This is a genomic window from Pseudobacter ginsenosidimutans (genome assembly GCF_007970185.1).
Lineage (GTDB): Bacteria > Bacteroidota > Bacteroidia > Chitinophagales > Chitinophagaceae > Pseudobacter > Pseudobacter ginsenosidimutans.
The window spans coordinates 5,979,659-6,000,038 of sequence record NZ_CP042431.1; the positions used below are offsets into that span (position 1 = coordinate 5,979,659).

Below are 20,380 nucleotides of genomic sequence, written 5' to 3' on the forward strand. Positions count from 1 at the left end.
GCTGAGCATTGGGTCAGGCGATTTTTGTCAAAGTTGGTGCGCCTGAAATCAACTTTAAATTAAGTAATTATTAATTATTTGCCTCAGAATCATGCAAGTAAGTTTCTGAGCGGGATAGGCAATCCCTAATGAAAAACGGAGAATTCAGGAGTATTCGGCAAATGTACGTTGCGCCTCCTGCATTTTTGTGTATATTTGCGCCTTTGGCACTGGGAGTTAGGTGATTGAAAAGAGCGGGTTATCCACAATGTTGATAATCATTATTTGAAAAATCAGCATTTTCTTTTTGATTATTAATTGCATTTACCGACCTTTGCCGTCCCAAAATTTTTAAGTCATGGCAAGAGTATGTCAGGTGACAGGTAAAGTTCCGGTAACCGGAAATCGTGTATCACACTCAAATATCAAGACAAAGCGCCGGTTTTTACCAAACCTGCAAGTGAAACGCTATTACCTCGCCGAAGAAGAAAAATGGATTACTTTGAAGCTCTCTACTGAGGCTATCCGCACAATCAACAAGAATGGTCTGATGAGTGTGGTGAAAGAACTGAGAGCAAGAGGAGAGAAGATCTAATTAATTAGTCAAATTTTCAATGTTCATATATGGCAAAGAAAGGTAACAGGGTACAGGTGATTCTGGAATGTACCGAGCACAAGACCAGCGGTCAGCCCGGAACCAGCCGGTATATCACTACCAAAAACAAAAAGAACAATCCTGAGCGTATGGAGCTCAAGAAGTTCAACCCGATCCTGAAGAAGGTTACGGTTCACAAAGAGATTAAATAATATCTTCAATTAAATAATCATGGCAAAAGCAGCTTCCAAGAACGCGAAAGTGAAAGATGCGAAAGCATCTGCTGAAGCGAAGAACTATACCAAAGTGATCCGTGCTGTTCGCAGTCCAAAGACCGGCGCCTATACTTTTAAAGAGGCGATCGTTCACAAGGACAAGATCAAGGATTTCATGGCAAAAAAATAAGTGGATAGTAAGTACAATATTAAAAGCTGTTCTCCGGCGAGGACGGCTTTTTGTATTTTATATTTGCACAAATTCTGAGTATGGGATTTTTCGGAAAACTATTCGGTAAGAAGGAAAAAGAATCGCTCGACCAGGGATTGCAAAAAACCAAGGAAGGCTTTCTTTCCAAGATAACGAAGGCGATAGCAGGCAAAAGTACTGTTGATGATGAAGTGCTCGATAACCTCGAAGAAGCGCTCGTTAGCGCGGATGTAGGCATCGACACTACTGTTCAGATCATCAGCCGCATCGAGAAGCGCGTAGCCAAAGACAAATATCTTAATACCAGTGAGCTCAACGGGCTGCTGCAGCAGGAGATCGAAGCCGTACTGGTGGATGCCGACCAGGCCTCTTCCTACACCTTCGAATCAGAAATGCCAGCCAAACCCTATGTGATCCTGGTTGTAGGCGTGAATGGAGTAGGGAAGACCACAACTATCGGCAAACTGGCCTATAATTTCAAGAAGGCCGGTAAGTCGGTTTTGCTCGGCGCTGCTGACACTTTCCGTGCAGCTGCTGTTGACCAGCTCACTATCTGGAGTGAGCGCGTGGGCGTTCCCATCGTAAAGCAGGCCATGGGCTCAGATCCCGCCTCTGTTGCTTTTGATACCGTTCAAAGCGGTGTGGCCAAAGGCTCGGATGTGGTGATCATCGATACCGCCGGCCGTTTGCACAACAAGGCGCACCTGATGGACGAGCTCAGCAAGATCAAACGCGTTATCCAGAAACATATCCCCGAAGCGCCACATGAAGTGCTGCTGGTACTGGATGGATCTACCGGACAGAACGCGCTGGAACAGGCCAAACATTTTACCGCTGCCACAGATGTATCTGCTCTCGCTATCACCAAGCTTGACGGCACTGCCAAAGGCGGCGTGGTATTGGCCATCGCCAACCAGTTCAAGATCCCCGTGAAATTCATCGGAGTGGGAGAGAAGATGGAAGACCTGCTGGTATTCGATAAACATGAGTTTGTTGACAGTCTGTTCAATCTCGATAAGAAGTAATCTTTCAATAAATATTTTTGCAAGGGCCGGCCTTATCAGGTTGGCCCTTTTACTTTCGCAGCCGCCAGTTATTCGGCTCCGGGGAGTGATGGATATTTGTTCGCCTCCGGTGAGCGGCTGCCTTACCCTAACAGTGTCGCCTATACGCAATAAAAAAGGAAGACCGGTAAATGCCGGTCTTCGATAGTGAGCTTTTTTAGCTCCTGGGTAACACCACATGATCGGTTAGGTAATTTCTTACCTGAATAGTTTTTTGACGGGGAAATGATTGGTTGGGGAGTTGGCAGTAATACTTACGGCCGGCAGGCCCTGGTTGGATTTTTTATGGATAAATTTTTTCCCGGTACATTTGCTGTACATACTATTCATATTACCGCAATTGCTTTATTATGGCTTACTGGCTGGTGAAATCGGAACCATTCAAATATTCATGGGATCAGTTTGTAAAAGACAAAAAGACCTTCTGGGATGGGGTGCGCAACTATGCTGCCCGAAATTTTCTCAGGGACATGAAAAAAGGGGATCAGGTATTTTTCTACCACAGCAATGAAGGACTGGAGATTGTAGGCATTGCCCGCGTTGCCAAAGAGTCTTACCAGGATCCCACCACCGATGAGGATGCATGGGTAGTGGTTGACCTGGAACCGGTAAAGCGATTAGCCCACCCCGTTAGCCTGAAACAGATCAAGGCTGAGCCCCGTCTGGCCTCCATGGCGCTCATCAAACTCAGCCGTCTTTCCGTTAGTCCCGTCACCCCGGCGGAATGGAAAGTGATCCTTGAACTGGCAGGCGACAAGGGTTAAACCCTTTTTAACAAGTTTACCGGGTTACATGCTGCGGGTAACTGGAATCAATTTGTGTAAAATCACTTACACAGGCATCTCAGTTATACCACTTTAAAAATTGCAGTATGAAAACCTTCCTTACTGTATCAGCGTTCGCGCTGGTACTGGCATCATCTTGCCAAAACGCAGCTGAAAAAGCACCTGCTGACACGGTAATGTCCATCGCGCCGCAAAAAGCTGAAGAAGCATCCCCTGAGCTTTTTGATGCAGCATCAGACACCATTGCAGAGCGGGCTCCCTCTCCGGAGCAAGAGTCCGGCAATCAAACCGGTCAGCAACCCGGACAAAAACAAAAGCCAGCTCCCGCACCTCCCGCACCTGTGCGATCCGACTGGAACAAAAAGATCATCAAGAACGCCAGCCTGGAACTGGAAATAAAGAATTTCAAGGAATTCGAAAGACTTGTAAGCGCCATTACGGGTAAGTATGCAGGTTATATCGCCGAAGAGAACCAGGAAAGCTCCGATTACAAGCTGCAGTCCAAAGTCAATATCCGTGTGCCGGTGGATTTGTTCGAACAGGCAGTGAATGAATTCACCGGTAATGCAGAAAAGATCCTTACCAAAAATATTACCAGTAAAGATGTGACAGGTGAAGTGGTGGATGTTCGCTCCCGGCTGGAAGCCAAGCGCCAGGCTCGTTTGCGTTACCTGGAACTGATGAAGCAGGCAAAGAATATGGAAGAGGTTTTCCAGGTACAGAAAGAAGTGGACGAGATCCAGGAAGAGATCGAAGCGGCTGCCGGCAGGATGGGGTATCTCAATCATTCATCTGCCTACAGTACCATCCAGCTTGTTTATTTCCAGATCCTGAACCCTGACCTGGTGAATAACAACAACCATGAGCCTTCTTTTGGAACCCGTGTTCTGGATGCATTCGGAGCAGGATTCAAATGGCTGGGCGATGTAATGGTGGCATTGATCACACTATGGCCTATGATCCTGGGTGTGGGACTGGTAGTGTACGCTGTGAGGAAGACAATCAGGCGGAATCGAACCAAACCCACTGCCAGTGCAGTTGTGGACCCGGTGAATGTTTGATGGGCGCAGTTGGCATATGGTAATAAGAATTTTGTCGCCCCAACAGATCAGACAGGTATTGAATCCTCTGATCTGTTGGAGGCGATTTTTTGGGCAGGCAATCAGTTCAATTTCCTGTAAATTAAAACTTACCTTAACCATCACTGTTAGCAGTGGACTGTTGCCAGATACAAGTTCCACAGGCCGCTGAAATTTCGTAAATTGAAGTCTGATAACACAAGCTTCATGTCAAAGAAAAAATTAGTGGTACTTACCGGCGCCGGCATCAGCGCGGAGAGCGGATTGAAAACATTCAGGGACAGTGATGGCCTCTGGGAAGGATATGATGTAAGGGAAGTGGCTACGCCCCGCGCCTGGAGGAAGAACCCATCGCTGGTGCTCGACTTCTACAATATGCGCCGCAAGAACGTGATCGATGCAAAACCCAATGCAGCGCATTTCGGTCTGGCTGATCTGCAGAATGATTTCGATGTACAGATCATCACCCAAAACATAGACGACCTGCATGAACGTGCCGGCTCTGAAAAAATACTTCACCTCCATGGCGAGATCCTCAAAATGCGCAGCGTGGGCGATGAATCGCTGATCTATCCCATTACCGGTGATATCAATATCGGCGATCTGGCGGAAGATGGCGAACAGCTTCGTCCGCATATCGTTTGGTTTGAAGAACCTGTGCCAATGATCGCTGAGGCTGTACCGTTAGTGAAGGCTGCCGATATCTTTGTGGTGGTTGGCACTTCGCTGGTGGTGTATCCTGCAGCGGGACTGGTGGACTTTGTTCAACCGAGGGTTCCGAAATATATCGTTGATAAGAAGATCCCTTCAACGGAAGGCTTCTATGGCGTTCATCCTATTGAAATGCCGGCAACAACCGGGGTTGAGGAATTGATGCGGATACTTCGTGGAGAATAATATTCCATTTGATTTTGTTTGTTTGAGAGGGTATGAAATGCCGGTTGGAAAACGAACCGGCGCTTGGGTGGCTTTGATCAACTGTTGTTGGTTGGATGGAACAGGGGAATGCTAATGAGCTTTTTCGCTTACGTTTTCAAGGCCTCCATTTCAGACCCCGCTCAAACAATGGGCTGCGGAACTGTGCCGGAGTTAATTATTTCAAGATTTAGATTTCTTCACTTCATATCAGGCTTCTTCTTCGTGGAAGATGATACCGTTCTGGTACAATTCTTTCAGCACAGGTTCATAGATCTCCGGCAGGATAGGAATGTGGAGACCTGTGAGTTTTATTTCATTTAGAAGAATTAGTTTGGCGGCAATACCTAGTGGCAGTCCAACCGTTTTTGCCATGGCCGTGCGAAGCTGGTCTTCTCCTTTCACTAACAGACAGCTTTTAATGTGCTGGATCTGACCGTTAAGAAGATAGTCTATTTCATGTAACATCACGATCATGTCTTTGTCGTGCGAAGCCAATACCAGCTTTTGTTCCAGGGCAAACTGAAGTACGTCGGCGGCAGTGCAGAGGCCCTTGTTGATACGTGTTGCTTCATCATTCAGTCCAAGAAAATCGAGTTGCTGATAGAATGGATCTTCTTTGGAGAGAGCGGCAATCACATCTGTTGTATCGTGTACCCTGAAATGTTCACGGAAGAATGCGGAAAGCGGGAGACCATCTGTATTGTACATGACTGTTTCATCTGTAAGGTGCAGCCAGATGATCTGCTTCCAGCCTGCATTGAAAGCTGGGTAACGGAGCGTGGTGCGGAGAAAGGTGAGCGATTCCTCAAGTCCGTATATGGGGATGTAACTTAACGAGTCGCGGTTCGCATACCAGGCAAGCTCTCCAAGACCAGGCGTTTGCACAGTATTGTTGACATTGAATAAAGCCGTGTAAGGGATTTCCACTTTTTCATTATTCTCCTTGTATACAGCGCCTGCCTTACCAGCCATTACCACGTTGCGCGGGTTCCAGCTGATCTTGTAATGCCAGGGGTTGTTATCGCTTTCAGGAGCTACCAGTCCCCGCAATGCGATTTGAAAGAAGTGATGGCGCCGCCTTTGGCGCGGATGGCACTGATCAGTTGCATCGCACTCATATGATCAATGCCGGGATCCAGGCCCATCTCACAGAGAAAGAACAATCCTTTTGCTGCGATCTCATCTTTCAGCGCTTTTATCTTTTCATCCACATAAGAAGCTGTGAGCAGGTGCTTACCATACTGAACACAATCCTTGGCTACCAGGTAATGCAGGAATGGCGGCAACAGCGAGATCACGATATCTGCGGAGTATACCAGCGCGCGCCTGGCTTCGTCCTGCTCCACATTGATGGCAACGGCTTTCACGTGTGGCGCACCGGCCGTTTTTGAGCTGGCAAGTTCAAGGTTTCCATCCACAACGGTAAGCGCCCAACGATGCGTATCCGTTTCCTTTATGAGGTAATCGATCAGGCATGTAGCTGACTTTCCTGCACCGAAGACGAGAATATGCTTCATTGGCACAAGATAGTAAAAACGGTAATAGGGGGAAATGGGAGCAATCGCAGGAATGGCAGCTATTGTTGAAGTGTGGATATTGCAGCGCTGCCTGTAACAATTATTGGTGGAGTGTGATCACACCAATATCAGTGGTCTGACGGTCTTGAACCTGCACCTCCACATCCCTATCTTTTAATGGAGATCTGGCATCGATACGGAGTTTCCAGGTGCCTGGTTTGAGATTGCAGGTGAAGGCTCCATTATCTGAGAAAATCCTTGTAGTATCATTACCCTGAATGGCCCAGATGGTCTTGGCTCCATAGCTCGGCTGAATACTACCGGTAACGGATGCGTGTTGCATGGCCCTGAAGGCATGCAGACTGGCTACCGCTATGATGATGGCAATAAGCGTGGCAAGAGTATTCTTCATGGCGTACGTGTTTTTATTTAGAGAAGAATAAACTATTCATTTATCAGCAAGTTACTGAAGGTCAGGATGAAATGGGTTGGTTTTAATACGTTTTTAATCCTTACCGGGGTGTTCGGGTAGTCTGCATCGTGATAATGCAGGATATAGCGGGAAGGGGCATACGCAATCAGAAGCCTGTACGGGCGATACCCAGCGCTCTTGAATTGATTTTGGTTATAACATAATCGATCGATACGCCACGTGAAGTGCGTGGGGCTTCCAGCGTTTTTTGTGCGCCGGCCCCAACATCGTTGAAGAGTAAACGCTGCACTTTTACCACTCTGTTTTCTGGACCGAGGTATTTTATCTCCAGTTCGATCTGGTCCAGTGGAAATGAACTGGTATTGGAAACAGTGAAGTATAAATTGGAAATGCCTCCCAGTACGCCGGTGCGGAATGGACTGGCAGCCACCTGAACCATCTGGTAGATCTTTTCACGGGCTGCGGCCACATCTGCTTCCCGAACGGGCCTGGGCTCGTCCTTCCTGGTAATCACTGCCTGGGTGACTTTCATTTCCTGCGGGTCTTTTTCCTGGAAGGTAACCGCAGCATCATTATTGTTCACAACAGGAGGGAGCTGCTTATCTTTTTCAGCCAGTTGCCGGCCGGAATTGTTATCCTGGATATGGCTTTGCTCCCCATCAGGAGGCGTACTTTCTTCTGCATATTCTGCATTGTTTGGAGCGGTAGTTTCACCGGCTTTTTGCTCCGGCTGAATTCCAGCCTGACGCTGGGCTTCCCTTTCCTGCAGGCGCTGCACCAGCTGGTCGAGCGCTTTCTGGTTCTCACTGCCGCTCTTGCTGTACGTCAGCGCCATCCCAATGACGATACCACCCAGCAACAGACATGCAGCAACGATGCTGCGCATGAGCAGAAGATGTTTCCTTCCTGACTGATTGCGCATAGGGATCACCGGAACAGTCTCTTCCTGTTGCTTATTGATAAGGGACGAGAAATTGGCGGGTTGCTCAACAGGAGTTTTGGCCTGTTGGGTTTTTGAAGTATTGGATTGCTGGTTCCATTGCTGAATGGCCTGCTGTGCTGTTTGTTTTTTGGAAGCAGCAGCGGCAGCGGCCTGAATGGATTCTGCCAATGCAGCGGCACGGGCTTCCAGTGCTTTGGCGGCTTCCTGAGATACACGCGCTTCTTCCTGTTTATCGGATTCCATATTGCCGGAGAAAGCCTGCGTTACCGGAACGGTAGTTTCTTTTTTTGCCTGAACAGGTTGAGTCTTTACAATTTCCTCAGAGCCTGTCTGCTGAACAGCCTGCTTTTGCCTGAATCCAGCAGGCAGCGTTACATATACTTTTCCGGTACCGGTTTTCACCACAGGTTTGGAAACGGGAATATTTTCGCTGGTTTCTTTGGGGCTGTTCACTGCAGCAGCGATCGTCTGTTCAGTATTGCCCTGGACAGCTGTATTTGTTTGTGCAGTGAAAGCGGGAGTGGAAGTATGTTCAACGGCGGGCAGGGATTGTTCCTGTTTGCCGAGTTGTTGCTGTGCTGCATGGATGGCATGCTGCTGAGCGGAACTGCTGCGTTTGTAGAACCTGTCGTACGGCTGCTCTTCCACCACCGGGGCGAAGGCCTTGAGTTCATCAATTTCACTGGGATACCGCCAGGCTGCGCTCCTGCCTTCGAGCCATACGAGGTCGTAAGGCTTGATTCCCTTCTTCACCAGTTCCTCAACCGTGTAAGGCCCGGTCTGTTTATTATCTCGCAGCAATAAATACTTGTTCATAGATCACCGATAAGCGTGCAAAAATAGTTTTACCACAGGGGGATCATGGCGCAAAACGCTGACTGATGGCTTATTCCACAGCAGGGTAGGATCAATAGAGGATATTGGAGGGTATTGGAGTTTTGTAAGGTAATTGCAAGTTAACTGTTGAGTAGGGTTAAACCAAAAACCAGGCCACTTAAATTATGAAAGCGACGTTAAAAAACGTGGCGGAATTTCCCCTTCAAAACCCATTGAAAATCTGCATAAGTTGCTCACATCAGTGGATAAAATAGGAGGGTAAAAACAGGCTTTATTCCGCGGTTTTACGATGCAAATAAGGTAAATTTGCGCCTTCACGTTCCGCCTTCCGGGCGGAAAAAAAACGGATCAAAAAATACAGGAAGCAAGTATGGAAGAGAATCTTATACCACAAGAAACGAATGACCAGAACCGGATCGTTCCTGTGAACATCGAAGAGCAGATGAAAACGGCTTATATCGATTACTCCATGAGCGTGATCGTAGGCCGTGCATTACCGGATGCGCGCGACGGATTCAAACCTGTTCACCGCCGCATTCTGTTTGCCATGAATGAACTGGGTGTGCATTTCAATAAACCCCACAAGAAATCCGCCCGTATCGTGGGTGAGGTGTTGGGGAAATACCACCCGCACGGTGACAGTTCTGTATACGATGCCATGGTGAGAATGGCCCAGGAATGGAGCATGCGTTATACACTGGTAGACGGTCAGGGTAACTTCGGTAGCCAGGATGGTGATCAGCCGGCTGCCATGCGTTATACCGAGGTGCGCCTGCAACGTGCAGCAGAAAGCATGCTGATGGATATCGATAAGGACACTGTGGACTTCCAGCTCAACTTCGACGACTCCCTTGAAGAACCAACTGTATTGCCTACACGCTTACCCAACCTGCTCCTCAACGGATCAAGTGGTATTGCGGTGGGTATGGCCACCAATATGATGCCCCATAACCTTTCCGAGGTGATCGACGGCTGTGTGGCGTATATTGATAAACGTGATATCACCGTAGATGAGATGATGCATTATATCAAGGCTCCTGACTTCCCAACAGGTGGCATCATCTACGGTATGGAAGGTATCAAATCCGGTTATCATACCGGCCGGGGCAGGGTTGTACTCCGCGGACGTGTTCATGTTGACACCAAAAGCAGCGGACGCGAACAGATCATCATTACAGAAGTGCCTTTCCAGGTGAACCGTGACGCGCTCTGCGATCGCATCGGTCAACTGGTGAACGAAAAAGTACTGGAAGGCATCGCCCATATCAATAACGAATCCAACAATAAGGAAGGTACCCGTATTGTGGTAGACCTGAAAAGGGATGCGATCTCCAATGTGGTGATCAACCAGCTCTACAAATTCACCGAGCTGCAGACTTCATACGGTATTAACAACGTAGCACTCGTAAAAGGCCGCCCACGTACCCTGAACGTTATTGAAATTATTGCTGAGTTCATCGAATTCCGCCACGAAGTGGTAGTCCGCCGTACTAAATTCGAACTGAAGGAAGCTCAGAAGAAAGCGCATATCCTGCAGGGTTATCTTATCGCACTGGACCACCTGGACGAAGTGATCGCCCTGATCCGCGCATCCGCTACGCCGGAGATCGCAAAGGAAAGTCTCGTGAACGCAGGCTGGGGACTGGACGAGATCCAGGCCAAAGCCATCCTCGAATTACGTCTCCAGCGTTTGACAGGCATGGAACGTGAGAAGATCAAAGAAGAATATGATGAATTGATGAAATTGATCAACTATCTCACAGAACTGCTTAGCAACGAAGGAATGAGGTATGATGTGATCAAGAACGAGCTCCTCGAGGTGAAAGACAAATTCGGTGATGAACGCAAAACCGAGATCACTTTCCTGGACGATGAAGTGAGCATCAAAGACCTGATCAAGGAAGAAGATGTGGTGATCACCATCTCACATCTCGGTTATATCAAACGTACACCCGCATCCGAATTCCGCGCACAACGCCGTGGAGGTCGTGGCGTACAGGGAGGCAAAACCCGCGAGGAAGATTATATCGAACATCTCTTCGTGGCCAGCACCCACCACACTATGCTCTTCTTCACAGAAAAGGGAAGGGTTTACTGGCTTAACGTTTACCAGATCCCCGATGGTGAGAAAACCGGCAAGGGACGCGCCATCCAGAACATGATCCAGATCGCTCCGGACGATAAGGTCCGCGCCATCATCGATGTGAAGGACTTCGCCGACAAGGATTATGTGAATGGCCATAATATTGTACTTTGTACGAAGAAGGGTATCATCAAAAAGACAGCGCTGGAAGATTTCAGCCGCCCGCGTCAAACCGGTGTGAATGCCATCACCATCAATGAAGGCGATGAACTGCTGGAAGCCAGACTGACTGACGGTAACAGCGAGATCATGATGGCTGTGAAAAGTGGAAGGGCCATCCGTTTCCCTGAAGAAAAAGTAAGGGCTACCGGCCGTGGCGCCATCGGTGTAACTGGTATTGAAGTGGATGACAATAATGATGAAGTAATTGGCATGATATGTGTCAACAGTGGAGATACAACTCGTACAGTGTTGGTAGTGAGCGAAAAAGGATATGGAAAGAGAACGCAGGTTGAAGAATATCGCGTTACCAACCGCGGTGGTAAAGGGGTGAAAACCATCAGTGTTACTGATAAGACCGGATCCCTGGTAGGAATCCTGGATGTTACCGAAAAGGAAGACCTCATGATCACCTGTAAGAGTGGTATCATCATCCGTATGCCGGTTGGCGGCATCAGTGAGCTGGGCCGCGCAACACAGGGTGTGAAACTGATCCGTGTGGAAGATGGAGACGAAATTGCCGCCATCACCAAACTGGACGAATCTGAAGATGATGAAACCCCTGTTATCGAGGGAGCGGTTGTTGAAGGTGCGGAAGGTGTTGAAGCTGCCGGCGAAACAACTGGTGAAGCAGGTAATAATGAAGATGCTGCAACCGGAGAAGCCGCAGAAGCATCTGAAGAAGGACCTGACAATAACTAAGGCAGATAAAAACCTCTTATACTATTAAATAAATAAGCAAACAATGAAAAAAGTATTGCTGTTAGCGTTGCTCGCCGCACCAGGGTTGGGTTTGTATGCGCAGAAGCTGGACAAAGCGAAAGACTTACTGGGCAAGAAGAAGATCACTGAAGCAAAAACGGAGATCGACAACGTGCTGGCCGTAGAAAAGAACCAGTCTAATCCAGAGGCCTGGTACACAAAAGCTAAAGTATATGTTGCCGTTGCAGGTGATTCTGTACTCCGCAGCTCCGTGCCCGATGCACGCGAAGTAGCGTTCGAGTCACTGAAAAAATATATGGCGATGGAAGAAACACGTGAGAAGGACGCAGCCAAAAGGAACGTTCTGCTGACGCTGGATAACAGCCAGCCTTTGCTGGACCTGTATTCCGGTTATTCTTCTGCAGGCGCTACCTATTATAACGCAGGCAATTTCAACGAAGCGCTCAACAACTTCAAGAAATGTCTCGGCATCTTCGAATTCATGAGTGGCAAAAATCTCACCACGCTGAAACTGGATACTACTACAACACTGTATGCAGGTATCTCTGCTGAAAAAGCCAGCAAGCCCGATGAAGCTGCGGTTTACTACGGTATGATCGCTGATCAGAAAGCAAAAGGTGAAGGTTTTGCAGAATTATACAAATGGCTGGCTGATTACTATCGTCAGAAGAACGATGTAACCAAGGCCCAGCATTATTCACAGCTCGGCAGGGAAGTGTATCCGCAGGATCCGTTCTGGACCGGCTTCGAGCTGGAACTGATGCGTGAAAAAGGTTCCAAGGAAGAGCTATTCAAAAAATACGACCAGGTTCTGGCAGAGAATCCCAATAACCACCTGTTCCTCTTCAACTATGCAGTAGAAGTGTACCAGGTCGGATACAATCAGGATGCTGCACAGCGCCCGGCCAATTCCAAAGAGCTGATCGCCAAAGCAACCGAACTGATCAAAAAATGCCTGGAGATCCAGCCTGATTATCCTAATGCCAATATGGTACTCGGACAGATCATCTATAACCAGGGTGTAGATATCAACAATGAGAACAAAGCGATCCGTCCTCAGGGTGGTGTAAAACTCACTGCTGATCAACTGAAAAAGAAAGAAGAGCTCCGTGCCCAGGTGGTTACGAAGTTCGATGAAGCTGCTCCTTATTTTGAGAAAGTAGCCAGCAAACTGGAATCAGAAGGCAAATTGAAAATGGACGACAAAGACATTCTGAAAAACTCACTCGATCTGCTGATCACGATCAACGAAGAGAAAGTGAGCCAGCTGGAGCAAAAGAAGAATGCTGCTGAAGCCAAGAAGAACGCTGCCGAAGTGAAAAGCCTGGAAGCCGATATCAAAAAACTCTCCGATAAAACTACCGAGTACACTGAAAAATTCAACAACGTAGACCGGAAACACTAATAAGATATAGTGGTAAAATTTAATGAGGAAACCCCTGAAGTGTCAGGGGTTTTTTCTATTTTAGAGTTGTAACCCCGTTTTTTTACCCAACAACCTTTTGCCATACCAAATGTCAGTGAACTCTAACGATCTGCTGCTGATTCTTTTTGTACTGGTGACCGTACCTTGTTTTTGTTACTGGATGGGCTACAGAAGTGGCGAGAAGTCCGGCGAGCTAAAAGTTTACAAGAACATGCAAGAAAAAGAAGATGCACAAGTAAGCCCTGAATAGGGGTGCAGTCTTGATAAAATAATTGAAGGCTGAACGTGATTGGATCACGCTCAGCCTTTTTTATGAGGTTCTGAAAACAGCGAGCATTGCCAATCTATTTGGACTGAATCCAGTTAATAAGGTATTCATGAATACAGTTTTGCCAGGTTCTGATGGTTAGGATTTGCTCAGAATATTCATCATACGGGACATGAATGAAAATTACACTACACTCCTTGTCCATTTTATCATAGGATGGTGTACGATGAAAATGGCCACTGCTTTTGTGACTTACGGAACCAGGGTAAATCAAAGCAACTTTACTTGCTCCCAAAAACTCATGGTAAGCATACATCTGTCTTAAATCTTCAGAGGAAGGGTGGAGGCCATTCAGATTTTTCCATTTCGTATCTATTACTATATTGGTACCTTCCAAATTCTTTATTAAGATATCGGGCCTGATATTGCTGCTTGAACCTTTTTCTGGCTTCCAGAAATTGACAGTATGCTGTGCGGTGATGGTTGTTCCGTTAATTTTATGCTTACGCAAACTCACATATACGAACTGCTCCCATAAATTATTCATATCAAACATCAGGGCCAGTACATGATTTCGTCCCCGACTTACATCAGGATGATATTGCAATAACAGGTGTTTGGAAATTTCAATGGCTTTCTTATAGAATTGGTTCTTTCGCGAAAATTCCAGTTTTGCAAAAGTTGACTCAGTGACTTTTATATCCGCCATTTCCGGAAAAGAGAGGAGCAGCGCTCCAATCCGGCTTTGGAGTACACTATTAGTATTAATTTGCTTTAAGAGGCAAATGGTTTTGTAAAGGATCTGGTTCAATAGATGTTGCACGTTATAGGCAGTGTGCTTTACAAAAAACCTTTCCTGATGTATAAGATTATGTTGGATTTGCTTTGCGAAAAGTAGCCTTCCTTTCAATGCGGAGACATTGCCCTGCTTATGGTTATATTTCTTTATCAATCCCAGATGTAACATTGATTCTATTTCAGTAACAAACAGTTCAAAGTACAGATCCAGAATAGTATTTGACTTTATTCTTAAATTACTGCTGCTGGTTGAATAAATATCAATAATGCCTGAAGTCCTTAACATGCCAATCAGAAGGTTCCTCCATTTGGTAACAGACCTGTCTGCTTTATCAGCTTTGGGCAAAACTTCAATCAAAGTATTTCCTATCTGAATTACCCCAACATGCTCATTGAATCGCACGCCATTTTTAATGAGGGAGTAATAAGGGACACCTTCTTTTCCGTAGTAGTTTTCCAGGGCCTGCAAAGTATCTGCCTGAAAAGTGATACCATTTATTATTTGGCCAAGCTGAAGGATTTCATGCTCGAAAACGCTAATATGTACTGAAGGTTTAGTCAAAATTTTCTTTCATTAAGCGATTTAATGCTTTTTCAAATGTCATCCTTATCTTATTGATTTCATAGAAATGATCCGGGTTCCGAAAATCTATAATTTCATATAATACCTTATCATCAAATTCACTGGCAATATCCGAGTCGAAGTCTGCAAATATGTTGTTATCTATTTTTACATTTTTAGCTCTTACAAATCCATCACCCAACACTAATCCTATTTTTTCGTAGCTGCTGAAGAAATATTCCTGAAGTAAGGGAATGATCTTATTGTAAAAAACCGATTCCAAAACATTCATATTTGCATGATCAAATATTAAGTAACTATGACCGATAAGATGATCTTTGTCTAACAGCTTTTCTATTCTATTATTGATAGTGCTCAGGAGTTTTTGCAAGTTGACAGAGCCAATGAATGCAGGTAGCTTTTTATCATCAATAATCAATTCAGGACGTGGCGGCATTTCTTCAAAACTAAAACGTCGGCGCAATGCAGTGTCAAGAGCTTCTGCACTACGGTCCGCGGTGTTCATAGTTCCAATAATATAAAGATTATTAGGAACACCAAATGTTTCCTTACTATACGGAAGCAGAACTTCCAGTGCGTCTTTTGCACCAAGCCTTTTATCTTCTTCAATTAGTGTGATTAGTTCTCCAAAAATCTCAGATATATTGCCTCGATTAATTTCGTCGATTATCAGGACGTATTTCTGGGGGACCACCTTTTGGGCCTCTTCCTTGATTTCCGATTCCCATTTTTTCATTTGTTCTACAAGCGCTTTGTAATAAGTGCGCATCCCCCCGGTAATAATTTGACTGAGAATTTGAGGGGCTTCATAAATCCGTTGCAGGGTAGACTTTGTCATTGAAAGATCTCTATTTCCTGTCCTTGTCATCATTCTGATTGAGCTTCCATTGATTCCTGTTATACTAAAAAAGGAAGTTGTAAGCTTTATCTCAAGGCCTTCCCTTTTTTCATTCGAAGGTTGTTCAATAGCATTGATCTCTGACTCAGTTGAAGCGGTCAGGGAGTCCTCAATTTCTCTTTTTAATCTTTCAAATACAATATCAAAAGAGGGCTTTATATCATGGCTTGCATTTAAAAGGGAATACTCATTGTTCGCCTTTGCCCGTGCTGCAATGGTTTTGAAAATACCATCTTCAATTCCATAACCAACTCCCATTCCTTCCTGCTTTGGAGCAATCGGTTTGAGGCCCTCTACGAAATCCTCATAGCTCATGCTTTGATGAAATGTGGTGAATATGATTTGGCCTTCCTGTACTTTCTTATCAAATATTTTTCTGATTTCCTTCCGTTCTTTACCAGCGATGTTTTCATCAATTGCTTCCAAAGCTCTATTTACTGTATGATAGGTTTTCCCTGTACCAGGAGGTCCAAACAATATTTGATTTAAAGGAGGCATAACCAAGTTTAGATGATTAGGTGTAGTTAATTGATTCGACAATGAGATTTTCTCAGTTTCAGGTTCAGCTTTCAGCGGCGCCAGATTGTCGTGCCTTGGATAATCATAATCACTATATAGCTTAAAGTCAGTAATAGGGAGGGGGATTATTTTATCAAACTCACTTACAAGAAAAATTATTCTGGCTGTTTTTCCATCTTCATATTCCTCAAAACGGGGGGAATATCCCATTATTCTGAGTTGGTCTTCCCAGTTTTTTTTGTCTAATTCCTCTTGATTTGTTGCAAAATCGATTACAGTAGCCTTGTAGTTTACATATCCACCAGACGAATAATAAAGGTTGAAAGATCGGTTTTCATCAATAATTTTAGTGAGAAATTCTATTGTTTCGGCTCCGCCACTGGGGCGCTTACTGTTCCAGACTATACTGGCATCGAAATCGTCGGAAAAGGATTCTATGTGCTCATCCTGCCACATTGTAGAATCAGACGCCATTAAAGCAATTACTTCTTCCTGCCATTTATCTGTAATAGAATAAATGATGCGGGAAAGAAGATGAGTATAATTGATTGGATTGGTTATCGAAAGTTGAAATTCTTCAAAGAATGATTTAATATCCTTTACAAAATTTTCAGGATTATAATCCATTCCCAATAAATTCCTGGCAATCAGATTGCGATGCCCCTCACTTAATATTGTCAGATTATTTTCGGGGTCCAAAAGATATTTGAAGGCATTTAAGGTTGACCCTGAATTATTGTCCATCCGAGAAAACTTAAAAAGAATCAGATGCTTTATCCAGGCATTCATTCTAACATTAGCCCTGGCAAGGACTCTTTTGTCTGGGTATAGATTTCTATTGCTTTTCTCTTTTGCTTTTGAATCACAATATGATGTGATTTCCAGCAGCAGGTTAAACAGATTTTGGATGTCCTTATCAACTGCGGCTTCCTCTTTGAATTGTTGATAGTTGTCAGATAAACGAGAGATTCTCTGTATTAATTCTTCAGGAACATCCATTTCGATCCAGCTTCTCAAGGCATCGGTTCCTTTCTGAAAATAGAAATCCTCCGATTTTATGATAGCCTGTTCATTTTTGATTATAAGGTCTAATTGGTCTCGCTCAATCTTTGGCATTAATATTAATTTTCATTGGAATCGGCAGCAGCTATCACTGGCCAGTTTAAGGTTTAATGAAGCATACAAAAGTATTAATTTAAGTGAGATGATTGAATTGGTGAAAGAAGCTTTGATATCTATTTTATGTCTATAATTTATGTTATGTTAAATAGAGTAGAAATGAAAAAGAGAGCTTATTAGCTCTCCCTTTTTCTTGATAATTAATCGTTTATTGCAGAACAGTAAAATGATTGCTCTTTTACTAATTATCTAATCCCCCTCTTTCAGTCGCCAGAAATTATTGATTTCAACTCTTTCTTTTTAAGCTTCTGTATCGCCAAAATCGCGTGATCATTTCTGATATTTTTTGCTCCCCGGCAACCGTACGCTCCAGCCTGTTAAAGCCAGTTCTTACACCAATAAAACCGCCACCGGCCCCAGGCCAATGACGGTTAAGAAACCCCGTACTTAACTGTGGCAACCTTCAGCCACATTCTTCAACGGAATTGATTCCGAAATGACCTCGCGGTGCCCTTTTTATCTGCCCTTCGGAGAGCGTGTTTGTGAATAGATAACCATTACTGGTATCAACATCCAAAGTATGGTCAGGAACGTTTTCATATATGCATTTACACTATATGTTATTATCAAAAACGAAGGATAATAAATTCTGTGGACACCAATTGTATTACCATATTGATCTGTTTATGTTACAGATACAAGGGTTACCTCTTTTAAAATTGAATCCGATACAATATATCCGGGAAGAAGCCGATCTGGTTTACTATCCCAACTTTGCCCAAGGCCCTATTGTACCGCTGAATGAATACATTATCCCTGGCAGTTACATTCTGGAGGTCCAGGTAAATGGTTTGAGAGATTTTCTTATTCGAGTTATTCAGTCGGAAACCGAACCGAACATCAGCCCGGAAATAGTTATCGAACCTGAGAGAATTATAATGCTGCTCATCGAGTTTTTCTACCCCGGCGGCAATGCTTGCGGGCAGGTCCACGGGTGTGTAGTATCGCCCACCGGCGGTAGCAAGTTTGAAATCTATTGTGAAAGCGTTCTTGCCGCCACGTCCCATTTTCCATTCTTTACCCGCCAGAATGTTCCCTACCAGCTTGTTGTTAAAGGTTGAGTTTCTTTCTACTCCATCGCTTCCTTTGTATTTCGCACTAAAGATGGACGCTGTAGTGAGCAGGTAAAAACCGCGACTAAAAAACTTCTCCAGGGTCAGCTCAACCCCTGTATTTGTTCCTGTCCCCTTGCTCACAAGTCCGGCTTTGTCAGGAAAACTGAAGTCCGCTCCTGCATTCAAAATGGAAAATCCACTGGGAGTTGATTCCACCGGGGCATCGTAAATATATTGGTGGTAAGCCTCAGCCTTGAGACGCCAGTCCTTCGCGAAATTCCAGTCGTAACCAAGCACGTAGTGCTGGGCCTTGGTTAGGTCGAGGTCCCTGTTGGATTGATCATAAGTGCCGTCGGGTTTCAGTTGCTGGAAGAGATATACCGGAAGCGGTTGCTGCTGACTGTGAATTCCGTAACTGAAAGTAATGGTCTTTGTTGGGTCGATGGCATAGCTGATGGATGCCCGGGGCTCGATATTGGAGGTTTCATTGAGATCGTAATAAATGCCATGAACACCTGCATTGAGCGACAGCTTTTCGCTGAACCGGTACCTGCCCTGCACAAAGGGTTGCACCAGGAGAGCACTTCCATCATAGTCGCGGAGACGACGCCAGTCAGGGTATTCTTCGCGGCTGTCCCTAACGGTGTTGAGTGATTGCATTTCTGCCATTATACCTCCCCGTAAGGTAAACCGCGCATTGATTTTGGAATTGAGAAATGAAGAGATCCTGAAGTCGCCGGTAGTGGTGCTTTGTTGCGAAACATGTTTCCTATCTGTCATGTTTTCATTATACTTATACATCTCACCTTCATTATTAGTGTAAGCATATGAAATGATGGAACGGAGATAGGATTTCGATCCGATATCGATCGTGTGCTTAAGTCCGATCACACCCAGGCGACTCTTGAAATAAGTGTCCTCATCCATATTGGCGAACATATCTGTAGAGTCCAGGTCCTTCCCGATCATATCGATACTACTGATCCCGCCCATGCCGAACAGGTTGAACTTACCGAGTTTTGATGGCGCGAAATTGAGATTGAAGATAAGGTCCTGATATTTGGGAACTGCTTCGGTGCCGATATTGAATCCAAGCGACTGCCCTATCTGCGCAAAAGAATACCGGTAACCGACAAGAAAAGAGCTTCCATTTTTCTTCTTGCTCATCGGGCCTTCGATCATTGCCTCCAGGCCGGAAAACATATTGAGCTGGATTGTCTTTTCCAGTTTATCTTTATTTCCATTCCTCAGCGAGAGGTCGAACACGGCTCCCGTGGCATTACCGTACTCTGCGGAAAAAGCGCCTGTGTAGAAGTCAGATGTTTTCAGCGCGTTCGTATTGAGGGCGCTCACTGGTCCGCCGGTGGTGCCGAGCGTTGAAAAGTGATTGGGGTTTGGGATGGGAATGCCTTCCATTCTCCAGAGAACTGCCGTGGGAGCATTGCCTCTTACAACGATATCATTACGGGAGTCATTGGTGGTAGCAACGCCTGCAAAATTGCTGACGAGTCGGGACGGATCATTGCGCCCACCAGCATAGCGGGTGACTTCATCCATGGAAAAGGAACGGGCACTGCTGCCGGCAAACTCGTTAGAGGCCATCCCTTTCCGGGTGCGTCTGCTGGTGACCGTTACTTCCGCCAGGGAACTGATCTGTTGTTCCAGTGGTATATCCAGTACCACCTGCTTACCGGCAGTGATCAGGATCTCAGGGATAACGATTGTTTTATAACCGATACAGGTAAACGAAATCTGTTGCCTGCCGAGCGGGACATTATGCAATACAAATCTACCCGTTGAATCCGTTCGCCCGCCAATGGCACTGCCCATCAGCTGCACTGATACATTGGATAATGGCCGCTCGGAAGCTTTATCGATAACCATACCCGTTACCGTTTGGGTATTGGTTTGCGCTGAAGCCCCGGCGAGCATCAGCAGGTTCAGGAAGAAGAGCCAGAACAGTAAGGGGAATCTTTTCATAGCAAAGATGTTTGATGGTTTGTTCCTCAAAATTGCCCTGCTATGAAAACTGTAAAAACTGAAGTATATCAGT

14 protein-coding genes and 1 pseudogene are annotated in these 20,380 nt (G+C 45.5%); 9 read left to right on the forward strand and 6 right to left on the reverse strand.

Annotated features, from left to right (window positions below):
* Positions 1-337: 337 nt before the first annotated feature.
* The 7 genes from rpmB (at position 338) to FSB84_RS23595 (ending at position 4,825) form a co-directional block, all read left to right on the forward strand.
* Positions 338-574 carry a 50S ribosomal protein L28 gene (gene rpmB / locus FSB84_RS23565; protein ID WP_127125003.1) on the forward strand — a complete coding sequence of 79 codons (237 nt, stop codon included), beginning with the start codon at positions 338-340 and terminating at the stop codon, positions 572-574.
* 29 nt (positions 575-603) lie between these two features.
* Entirely contained in the window at positions 604-786 is a 183-nt protein-coding gene (gene rpmG, locus FSB84_RS23570) for a 50S ribosomal protein L33 (RefSeq protein WP_127125004.1), read from the forward strand.
* Between the two features lie 19 nt (positions 787-805).
* Positions 806-979, forward strand: a complete 174-nt coding sequence (locus FSB84_RS23575) for a DUF4295 family protein (RefSeq protein WP_127125005.1) — start codon at positions 806-808, stop codon at positions 977-979.
* A gap of 80 nt (positions 980-1,059) precedes the next feature.
* Complete coding sequence (ftsY, locus tag FSB84_RS23580) at positions 1,060-2,025, forward strand: signal recognition particle-docking protein FtsY (protein WP_130540311.1); 966 nt, start codon at positions 1,060-1,062, stop codon at positions 2,023-2,025.
* Between the two features lie 389 nt (positions 2,026-2,414).
* Positions 2,415-2,828 carry an EVE domain-containing protein gene (locus tag FSB84_RS23585; RefSeq protein ID WP_130540312.1) on the forward strand — a complete coding sequence of 138 codons (414 nt, stop codon included), beginning with the start codon at positions 2,415-2,417 and terminating at the stop codon, positions 2,826-2,828.
* A 107-nt stretch (positions 2,829-2,935) separates the two neighbouring features.
* Positions 2,936-3,910 carry a DUF4349 domain-containing protein gene (locus tag FSB84_RS23590; RefSeq protein WP_130540313.1) on the forward strand — a complete coding sequence of 325 codons (975 nt, stop codon included), beginning with the start codon at positions 2,936-2,938 and terminating at the stop codon, positions 3,908-3,910.
* Positions 3,911-4,135: 225 nt separating this feature from the next.
* Entirely contained in the window at positions 4,136-4,825 is a 690-nt protein-coding gene (locus FSB84_RS23595) for an SIR2 family NAD-dependent protein deacylase (RefSeq protein WP_130540314.1), read from the forward strand.
* Between the two features lie 228 nt (positions 4,826-5,053).
* On the opposite strand, the pseudogene FSB84_RS31750 reads toward FSB84_RS23595, so the two are convergent.
* The 3 genes and pseudogenes from FSB84_RS31750 to FSB84_RS23610 form a co-directional block, all read right to left on the reverse strand.
* Positions 5,054-6,363, reverse strand: a pseudogene (locus FSB84_RS31750) (saccharopine dehydrogenase C-terminal domain-containing protein).
* Between the two features lie 100 nt (positions 6,364-6,463).
* Positions 6,464-6,775, reverse strand: coding sequence for a hypothetical protein (locus tag FSB84_RS23605; protein ID WP_130540316.1), 312 nt, complete (start codon positions 6,773-6,775; stop codon positions 6,464-6,466).
* A gap of 166 nt (positions 6,776-6,941) precedes the next feature.
* Entirely contained in the window at positions 6,942-8,555 is a 1,614-nt protein-coding gene (locus FSB84_RS23610; RefSeq protein WP_130540317.1) for a DUF4339 domain-containing protein, read from the reverse strand.
* Between the two features lie 391 nt (positions 8,556-8,946).
* Between FSB84_RS23610 and gyrA the strand changes: the two genes are divergently transcribed.
* Both gyrA and FSB84_RS23620 read left to right on the forward strand, forming a co-directional pair.
* Positions 8,947-11,580, forward strand: a complete 2,634-nt coding sequence (gyrA, locus tag FSB84_RS23615) for a DNA gyrase subunit A (protein WP_130540318.1) — start codon at positions 8,947-8,949, stop codon at positions 11,578-11,580.
* Positions 11,581-11,623: 43 nt separating this feature from the next.
* A complete protein-coding gene (locus FSB84_RS23620) occupies positions 11,624-13,006 on the forward strand; it encodes a tetratricopeptide repeat protein (RefSeq protein WP_130540319.1) in 1,383 nt (460 codons plus the stop codon).
* Positions 13,007-13,371: 365 nt separating this feature from the next.
* On the opposite strand, the gene FSB84_RS23625 is transcribed toward FSB84_RS23620, so the two are convergent.
* The 3 genes from FSB84_RS23625 to FSB84_RS23635 form a co-directional block, all read right to left on the reverse strand.
* Entirely contained in the window at positions 13,372-14,655 is a 1,284-nt protein-coding gene (locus FSB84_RS23625) for an McrC family protein (protein ID WP_130540320.1), read from the reverse strand.
* Positions 14,648-17,209, reverse strand: a complete 2,562-nt coding sequence (locus FSB84_RS23630; RefSeq protein WP_130540321.1) for an McrB family protein — start codon at positions 17,207-17,209, stop codon at positions 14,648-14,650. The genes FSB84_RS23625 and FSB84_RS23630 overlap by 8 nt, the downstream gene beginning before the upstream one ends.
* Before the next feature lie 716 nt (positions 17,210-17,925).
* Entirely contained in the window at positions 17,926-20,307 is a 2,382-nt protein-coding gene (locus FSB84_RS23635; RefSeq protein ID WP_207234219.1) for a TonB-dependent receptor, read from the reverse strand.
* Positions 20,308-20,380 lie beyond the last annotated feature (73 nt).

What these genes read in the sequence shown, in the direction of transcription:
- rpmB (WP_127125003.1), top strand. Translation starts at nt 338, where the DNA reads ATGGCAAGAGTATGTCAGGTGACAGGTAAAGTTCCGGTAACCGGAAAT.
- rpmG (WP_127125004.1), top strand. Translation starts at nt 604, where the DNA reads ATGGCAAAGAAAGGTAACAGGGTACAGGTGATTCTGGAATGTACCGAG.
- FSB84_RS23575 (WP_127125005.1), top strand. Translation starts at nt 806, where the DNA reads ATGGCAAAAGCAGCTTCCAAGAACGCGAAAGTGAAAGATGCGAAAGCA.
- ftsY (WP_130540311.1), top strand. Translation starts at nt 1,060, where the DNA reads ATGGGATTTTTCGGAAAACTATTCGGTAAGAAGGAAAAAGAATCGCTC.
- FSB84_RS23585 (WP_130540312.1), top strand. Translation starts at nt 2,415, where the DNA reads ATGGCTTACTGGCTGGTGAAATCGGAACCATTCAAATATTCATGGGAT.
- FSB84_RS23590 (WP_130540313.1), top strand. Translation starts at nt 2,936, where the DNA reads ATGAAAACCTTCCTTACTGTATCAGCGTTCGCGCTGGTACTGGCATCA.
- FSB84_RS23595 (WP_130540314.1), top strand. Translation starts at nt 4,136, where the DNA reads ATGTCAAAGAAAAAATTAGTGGTACTTACCGGCGCCGGCATCAGCGCG.
- FSB84_RS23605 (WP_130540316.1), bottom strand. Translation starts at nt 6,775, where the DNA reads ATGAAGAATACTCTTGCCACGCTTATTGCCATCATCATAGCGGTAGCC.
- FSB84_RS23610 (WP_130540317.1), bottom strand. Translation starts at nt 8,555, where the DNA reads ATGAACAAGTATTTATTGCTGCGAGATAATAAACAGACCGGGCCTTAC.
- gyrA (WP_130540318.1), top strand. Translation starts at nt 8,947, where the DNA reads ATGGAAGAGAATCTTATACCACAAGAAACGAATGACCAGAACCGGATC.
- FSB84_RS23620 (WP_130540319.1), top strand. Translation starts at nt 11,624, where the DNA reads ATGAAAAAAGTATTGCTGTTAGCGTTGCTCGCCGCACCAGGGTTGGGT.
- FSB84_RS23630 (WP_130540321.1), bottom strand. Translation starts at nt 17,209, where the DNA reads ATGCCAAAGATTGAGCGAGACCAATTAGACCTTATAATCAAAAATGAA.
- FSB84_RS23635 (WP_207234219.1), bottom strand. Translation starts at nt 20,307, where the DNA reads ATGAAAAGATTCCCCTTACTGTTCTGGCTCTTCTTCCTGAACCTGCTG.